Origin of the sequence: Tessaracoccus rhinocerotis (genome assembly GCF_007197885.1) — a bacterium.
GTDB classification, from domain to species: domain Bacteria; phylum Actinomycetota; class Actinomycetes; order Propionibacteriales; family Propionibacteriaceae; genus Arachnia; species Arachnia rhinocerotis.
This window is the reverse complement of the sequence record NZ_VKKG01000039.1, coordinates 1-309: the sequence shown is the minus strand read 5'-3', so window position 1 is coordinate 309 and position 309 is coordinate 1. Positions and strand designations below refer to the sequence as shown.

The following is a 309-nucleotide window of genomic DNA, read 5'->3' as shown; positions in this document are numbered from 1 at the left end:
GGTAGCCGAGCGGACTGGTCCAAACCAGTACCAGGGACTTCGGTTGCTCCACCTTCCAGATTCACGCCGTCTTGGCCCGGTGTACTCGTCTGCTGATGGGGGCGAGGTTCCCGACCCGGGTCTGGCCCCGGGTCCGTGGGCGATAGGGCCGGGTGTGGTCCAGGTCCAGCCCGCGGGATGTTCGGTTGGAGTAGAGGAACACCTCGTGCTGGGCGGCAAGGCTGACCGCTTGTTTCATCGAGATCGACGGCACGTACTGGTCCTCGGGTGGAACATCCCCCAGATCGATCACCGGTTGGACCTTCACCT

General features: G+C 64.1%; 1 pseudogene. It reads right to left on the bottom strand.

The window, feature by feature from the left end:
* Window positions 1–61: 61 nt before the first annotated feature.
* Window positions 62–309, bottom strand: a pseudogene (locus tag FOJ82_RS16030) (hypothetical protein); the annotation flags it as partial.